The organism is Streptomyces sp., from assembly GCF_035563135.1.
In the GTDB taxonomy this organism is placed as follows: domain Bacteria; phylum Actinomycetota; class Actinomycetes; order Streptomycetales; family Streptomycetaceae; genus Streptomyces.
In genome coordinates, this window is record NZ_DATMVN010000439.1 from 1 (window position 1) to 6558 (window position 6558).

At 68.8% G+C, this 6558-nt stretch carries 5 protein-coding genes and 1 pseudogene; all 6 read right to left on the reverse strand.

Annotated features, from left to right (window positions below; genetic code table 11):
* Positions 1–2266, reverse strand: a 2266-nt coding sequence (locus tag VN520_RS19340) for an AAWKG family protein (protein WP_325748180.1), incomplete at its 3' end; no start/stop codon positions are given.
* A gap of 122 nt (positions 2267–2388) precedes the next feature.
* Positions 2389–2853: a type VII secretion system-associated protein gene (locus VN520_RS19345; RefSeq protein ID WP_325748181.1), complete on the reverse strand. Its 465-nt coding sequence runs from the start codon at positions 2851–2853 to the stop codon at positions 2389–2391.
* A 137-nt stretch (positions 2854–2990) separates the two neighbouring features.
* Complete coding sequence (locus VN520_RS19350; protein WP_147961256.1) at positions 2991–3299, reverse strand: WXG100 family type VII secretion target; 309 nt, start codon at positions 3297–3299, stop codon at positions 2991–2993.
* 97 nt (positions 3300–3396) lie between these two features.
* The gene (locus VN520_RS19355) at positions 3397–3732 is read right to left on the reverse strand and encodes a hypothetical protein (protein ID WP_325748182.1); all 336 of its coding nucleotides are present in this window, start codon (positions 3730–3732) and stop codon (positions 3397–3399) included.
* A 467-nt stretch (positions 3733–4199) separates the two neighbouring features.
* Positions 4200–5810 (reverse strand): type VII secretion protein EccB, encoded by a 1611-nt coding sequence (gene eccB / locus VN520_RS19360; protein WP_325748183.1) that lies wholly within the window; start codon positions 5808–5810, stop codon positions 4200–4202.
* A gap of 45 nt (positions 5811–5855) precedes the next feature.
* Positions 5856–6558: pseudogene (locus tag VN520_RS19365) on the reverse strand (type VII secretion integral membrane protein EccD); the annotation flags it as partial.

Here is a 6558-nt window from a genome sequence, read left to right on the forward strand (position 1 = left end):
GGGCGGTCGATGTGGCCTGACCGGTCGCCGGGTCCACGATCTGGGTGGTGCCGTCCGGGAACGTGGTCGTCAGCCTGCCGTCGTCGCCGAGCGACGTGACCGACCCGTCCGGGTTGGTCACCCGCGTGCCGTCACCCAGGTTCTCCGTGGTGACACTGCCGTCCGGATGCGTGGTGGTCAGCACACCGCTGTCCGGGTCGAACCGCGTACTGCTGCCGTCCGGGAAGCCGGTCGTCAGAGCACCGTCATCGAGCTGCGTACTGCCCCCGGTCGGAGTCTCCAGGGTGCCGCCGGCTCCGTTGTTCAGGTCACCGAGACTGCCGAGGTTCTGGGTGATCGCCTCGTTGGCCGCGTCGGTGGCGTTCCTGGTCCCGCCCGGGCCGTTGTTGAGGTTGCCGAGATTGCCGAGGTTCTGGGTGACGGGAGGCGCGACCCCCGTGGGCGACTGGGTCTCACCGCCCGGGTTGTTCACGTCCCCGAGGCTGCCGAGCTCCTCGGTGATCGTGTTGTTCAGGTCGTCGGAGCCGCCCGGATTGTTGATGTCGCCGAGATCACCGTTGCTCTCGGTGACCGGTACGTTCAGCATCTCGTCGAGGCTGCCCAGGTTCTGCTCATTGACGGCACTGGGATCGTTGAGGCCGCCGAGGCTCTCCTCCACGGCCTTCTGCTGTTCCTCGGCCTCCCGCTTGGCCTCTTCCTGTTCCCGCCGCTGTTCCTCGCGCAGCTCGTCCTGGTACTGCTTGTCCTCCTCGCGCTGCTGGTTCTGCTCGTTGCGCAGCTCGTCCTGGAGGTTCTTGGCCTCTTCCTGCTCCTGCCGCTGTTCCTCGCGCAGCTCGTCCTGGTACTTCTTGTCCTCCTCGCGCTGCCGGTTCTGCTCCTCGCGCAGCTCGTCCTGGTATTTCCTGTCCTCCTCGCGCTGCCGGTTCTGCTCCTCGCGCAGCTCGTCCTGATACTTCTTGTTCTCCTCGTTCTGCCGGTTGACCTCCTCCTTCTCCTCGTCGAGCTTCTTCTCCTGGTAGTCCTCCGAGGCCGTACTGGTCGACTTCGGCTTGGGGACGTTGTCGGAGAAGGTCTCACCCAGTTCGAGGAAGTGGTTGTTCAGGGCCGACTGCACCTGGGCTGCGGGCTTGCCCAGGTACTCGTCGACGCCCTGGGTCCAGATCTTCACGGCCTTGTCGCCGACCTTCGCCCAGTTCGCGATGTCCGTGAGGTCGCCGTACTCGGGATGCACCTGGGAGAAACCGCCCTGCGGGCTGTGGCTGACGGTCGTCGAATAGCGGGTGGTGTAGGACTTGATGTCCGTCTTGGCCACGTTGTTCGCGTCCACCCACTGGGCGAGGTCGTCCAGGACGTAGCGCAGCACCCGGTGCGGGTCGTAGTACGAGGAATTGGCCCAGGTCAGCCAGGCATCCAGCAGCTTGTCAGCGGAGTCCACCAGGTACGAGCGGCCCAGTGACAGGGCGCGCGAGTACACCGTGTTGCCGGTGCCGGTCTCGTTCCCGGTACCGGCCGAGGAGTTGAAGGTCTCGACGTAACTGTCGTAGTTCTCACGGATCTTCTTCAGCAGGCTGCGGAAGACCTCTGCGGCCTCGCCCTTCCAGCTCGCGTCGTCCCGGCTGAAACGGTCCTCCCAGTCCTTGAGGACCGTTGCGTGGTCCTTGAAGAACTTGGCCGCGAAGTCGAAGGAGTCCCCGGTGGTGTTGAAGGAGTTCAGGTCCACCACGTCGGCCCCGGGTACACCCAGGTTGCTGAAACGGGCGTCCTGTGTGCTGCCGCCCAGCAGCCCGAGGAGCGCCGCCCGTGGCCCGTTCATGTACCGGGCGAGCGGGATGGTGCTCATCTTGTCCTTGTTGTAGTCCGTGAACTCGTTGCCTTCACGGACCTGTGCGTCCTGGACGTTGTCGGAGCCGGGACCGTCCCAGATGATCTCGTCGCCGGCCTTCACGCGGCCCTCGAAGACGATCCGGGCCTGCATGATCGACCGCTTCTTGCCGCTGTCGAAGAACCAGATGTCGTAGTCCTCGCCCTTGTTCGTCAGGAACCCGGAATCCTTGACGAGCAGGCCGAGGCTGCGTTCCTTGATGTCCATCCGGAAGAGCTTGCCGCCGTGGTCGGAGCGGAGCGTGTCGAACACGGTGTTCCGGTCCGGCACCGGATAGCCGGTGATGTGGGTGACCAGAGTGGCCCAGGTATCGGACGACGCGTCGCCTGCGTTGTCGAACTTGTCGAGGTTGGCGACGGAGTTGGGATCGTACCGATCGGCCACCGGGCGCCCTTTCTGGTCGGTTGTCTTCCGTGTCGGCGCACGGCCTGTCCGTGTGGCTGTGCAGCCGGGTGTCTCTCACGCGTGCGTGCCGGGCGGCCGGGGGACCGCCGTCACGCGCGGGCTCAGGTCTTTTCCGTCTCCGACGACCCGCTGGTGAGCGTGTCCACCTCGTCGAAGGTCTGCAGCAGTGTCTGCGCGTCGATCGCGTCCAGGTTCTTGTCCTTGGTCTTGTTGGCCTCTTCGATGGTGTCGGTGAGCGCTTCCTTCAGCTCTTTGAAGAGGTCCATCTGGTCGCCCAGCAGCTTGTCGATGGCTTCGGCCGCGGTACGGACGCCCTCGATCAGCTTCGGCCCCGAGACCAGGGGCTCGGTGACCATCCTGCCGATGCGCAGGAGCTGCTTGTCCTGGGAGAGGTTGCCCGGGGTGGTGTGGCCGTCGACGAGGTGGCCGAGCGGCCGGATGTGCGCCCCGTCGCCGTCCTCCCGGTGCTTCTTCGCGGCGGTGTACACCGGCTGCACCTCGTTGTCCCGGAAGTTCTCCATCTGCTTGAGGTCGAAATGCTTGACGTCGGCCTTCTCACCAGCCATGGGACGTCCTCCTGCCGTTCGGTGCCGGTCGGGGGTGGGGGCCGGCCGGAAGCAGAGGAGCCCCGGCCGGGCCCAGGGGCCTCCCGTGCGGATCGTGCCGGGGCCCGAGGGCCCCGGCACGATCCGCACGAAGGACCTCAACGAGCCCGCACGTTGCCCCAGTTGTCGGCGCTCCTGCGCTCGTCGCGCGAGTGGTTGTCGTGGATGCTCTGGACCAGCTCACCGCTGTCGCCGAGAAGCAGGGCCATGTTCTTGGTGGCCTGGTCCCACTCCGCCTGGACCCCGCGGTACATCTGCTGGTCGTCACCCTCCCAGGACATGACGAGCGGCTTCAGCTCGTCCTCCAGGTTGTTGAGGGTCGTGATGATCTGCTGGGTCTGGCCCTTCAACTCCTCAATAGCGTTGCGGACCGTGGCGTACTGCACATCGATGATGCCGTCGGCCATGACGTCTCCTCTCGGGGGACCGGGCCCCGGGGCCCGGGAAGCTCACGGGTTCCGGCCTCCCCGAAGGGGCCCGGGTGCCGCGGGGTGGGGGGGTGGGTCAGCGCAGCGCTTCGAAGACGCCTTGGCTGGTCTTGCTGGTGAGCACCTCGGTCAGGTCCTGGTTCTCCTTCGCCAGGCGGTTGGCCGAGGTCACGTTCTCCTGGAGCGCGTCGATCATCTTGCTGATCTGGACGACGACCTTCTGGGCCTCGCCGTTCCAGCTGCGGAAGAGCTTCAGCAGAGCCTGGCCCTCGTCACCGCCGACCCCCGAACGCGCCGCGACCTCAGCCACGTTGTTCTGGATCTTCTCGACCGCGGCCCGGGCCGACTCCAGGGAGGAGACACCTCCCAAGCCCTTGGCATAGTCCGCTTTCCTGCCGGAACCGTCCGCCATGTCACGCTCCCTTCGTTCAGGCGAGTCCCCTCGCACCGTTGCCCGCTGAGGCTAAAGAGAATCCACCGTCCGGCGCAACATATGCAGGGGAAGATTTGAGCATAAGTCAGCTCGCGCGAATCCTTACATGGCAATGGAGTTGTCCATAGGTTTCCGCGAAATGAACGTGGCCGCCCTGCCGGAGGGAACGGCCGGGCGCCACGCCCGCCACAACCCGATACGGTCGGAAAACGGGCAGGCTTATAACGGAAACGGTCACCGGCCCGGCCCGTTTCCGGTGAAACGGGCGCACCTGCGGACCCGACCCGCAAGGACACGGCCGCCAAAAAGATTTGAGCTTATCCTGAGCTTTCTCCCAGCACTCGATGCGTACTGAATCGACCGCAGAGCGACGAGGCATCAGCATAAAGTTACGCCTCATCTTTCCTCTGCCTTTTCTCGACGTCATATGCGGCGTTTGCCGGAATTCAGGAGGTGGCGGCGCCTGTACCTGACGCACTTGCCGTGGCCACCTGGCCGGCCTGGTCCCCCCGGGCCGCCTCAGCCTGCTCCCCGCCCTGTCCCGGCCGCACGCCGGTCCCGCACTGCGGAGCCGTGACCTTGGGTTCCGCAGTGCCGGAGGCGGCCGCCGGGTCCAGGTCGGCGCCGGTGGGGAGGGCCGCCAGCAGCGGTGCGGGGACCGAGCTGATGTCTTTGTCCGCGTAACCGAGCGCCGCCAGGGAGTCCTTGGCCGAAACGCGATACTTCACGCCGTTCTCCGCCACCAGATACGTGGTCCCCGCGTGCGCGGCGCCGCTCGCGTGCAGGGCCCGGACCAGGGCTGCGCGCCCGGGCCGCACCACCGTGGCATCCGTCCGGACACAGGCCGCCTTCAGCGGTGAAGCGGTTCCCTCCCAGACGGCGACCGGGGCGAGTTCGGTCAGCGGGACCAGCACCGACTTGATCCGGGCGCCACCGTTGTCGCCGTCCACCTGCGCACAGAGCGCCGTTCCGCGCGGCGTCGACTGCGGGGACGGAGGAGTCTCGGGAAGCTCCGCGGACCCGGCGGTGCCCGAGTCCTTCGACCTGTGCTCGCGCAGCGCGTCCGCGCCGACCGCGCGCACCTCGGGCGACCTCCCCTCGTAGGCGTCCTTCTGGGTGGCCGGGTCACCCAGCACCAGTGCGGCGCCGAGCCGGGTCAGCGGCACCAGACCGTCCTCGCGCAGCAGGTGGTACGTACTGCCCCCGCCCGGCACGCTGACCTCGAACAGCTGGCCGATACGGCTGGCTTCGCCGCCGAGCACCGGGCCCTCACCGCCACGCCCCGGCACCTCCGGGGGCTTCAGGGCGGGGCCGGGGGCGAGCGCGTCGAGGAAGGCCGCCGACACCGGCATGGGCTGCTCGGAGCCGTAGCCGAGGGCGTTACGGGCATCCGACGCGCGGTCCAGCGCCAGCCTGCTGCCCCGCCACACCAGGTACTCGGTGCGGTCCGGACCGCTCACCAGGATCCCGCGGTCGGCGCCGACACCGCGGGCGTCCAGCGGCGCCCCCGCGACCAGGGTGGTGGCCCCCGGCTTCTCCACCCCGGCGCCCGTCGCGGCACCGGAGGTGCTGGGCGCAGCACCGTCCGGCCCGGTGACACACATGTGCCAGGCGCCGCCGTCGAGCCGGTCGGCCCCGGGCAGGGCGTCCGGGGCGCCGGGGATGCCGGCCGGGGAACCCACGGGGATGTCCCGCAGCGAGGCGGTGGCGACGTCCACGGTCGCCAGGTCGGAACCGCCGATCAGCCGCGCCGAGGCGTAGTTGCGTACCGGGTGGAGTACGCCGTCGGTGCCGGTCCAGAGGTACCGGGCGCCGGTGTCGCGGTTGACCACCAGGTGCTTGCCGCTGCGCCAGCCGTCGTTGCCGCCGGGGCGCAGCAGCCCGTACACGGTGGCACCCGCGCCGATCAGGAGCGTCACCAGTACGCCGAAGACCACGCCTCGGGTGGTGCGCCCGAGTGGGCTCTCCGGGGCGTCAGGGTCGGCCGTGAGCAGGCCGGAGCTGAGCCTGCCCATCATGAAACTGTGGGCCTGTACCTGGTCGCGCTTGGACTGCACAGCCTCTCCTCAACTCGTCTTTCGTCCAGTGGCGTACGGGTGTGCTCAGCCGAACAGGCCGCGGAGCCACCCGAAGAGACCCGCCACCCACAGGCTGAGCGGCAGCAGCGCGACCGCGAGCGCGGTGTGCGCCAGCTCCGCCGCGCGGCCCCAGTACGGCAGCACCCGGCGGCCCGGGAGCGTCCAGGAGGCCGTCACCAGTCCCGCCGCCGCGGCGAGCAGCACCCCGAAGACCACCACGCGGCCGTCCGCGTCACTGTCCACCGCCCAGGCCCGGGCCATCAGCAGCAGCCCCCAGATCCCGGGCAGCGCCAGGGTCAGCCGCTGTCCGATGTGGACCAGGTCGCGGCAGTGCAGGAGCAGCAGGAGGCTCAGCGCGAGTCCGGTCAGCACCTCGGGCAGATCGGGGTTCTCCGCGAGGACGACCAGGGCGGCCGCGGCGATGGTGCCCGTGGCCGCGAAGAGCGCGGTGACCCAGCGCCCGGCCAGCTGGGTGCGTTCGGAGACCTCGTCGCCCGCATAGGGGTCGATGCCCTCCTGGAGCTGGCTGGCGGAGGACGGCAGCGCCGGCATCCGCATCCCGGCCAGCTTGAAGGCGAACGGGGCCACCGCCCCCGCGGCGAGCGCGATCACGGTCGCCACCAGCGCCACGGCGGCCGGCACGTCCAGGCCCGTGTACCCCATCAGGGCCCCGGCGACGGCGGCGGCCACCGAGACCAGCGCGGTGGCCAGCAGGGCCGGGGCGCCC

What these genes read in the sequence shown, in the direction of transcription:
- VN520_RS19345 (WP_325748181.1), bottom strand. Translation starts at nt 2,853, where the DNA reads ATGGCTGGTGAGAAGGCCGACGTCAAGCATTTCGACCTCAAGCAGATG.
- VN520_RS19355 (WP_325748182.1), bottom strand. Translation starts at nt 3,732, where the DNA reads ATGGCGGACGGTTCCGGCAGGAAAGCGGACTATGCCAAGGGCTTGGGA.
- VN520_RS19350 (WP_147961256.1), bottom strand. Translation starts at nt 3,299, where the DNA reads ATGGCCGACGGCATCATCGATGTGCAGTACGCCACGGTCCGCAACGCT.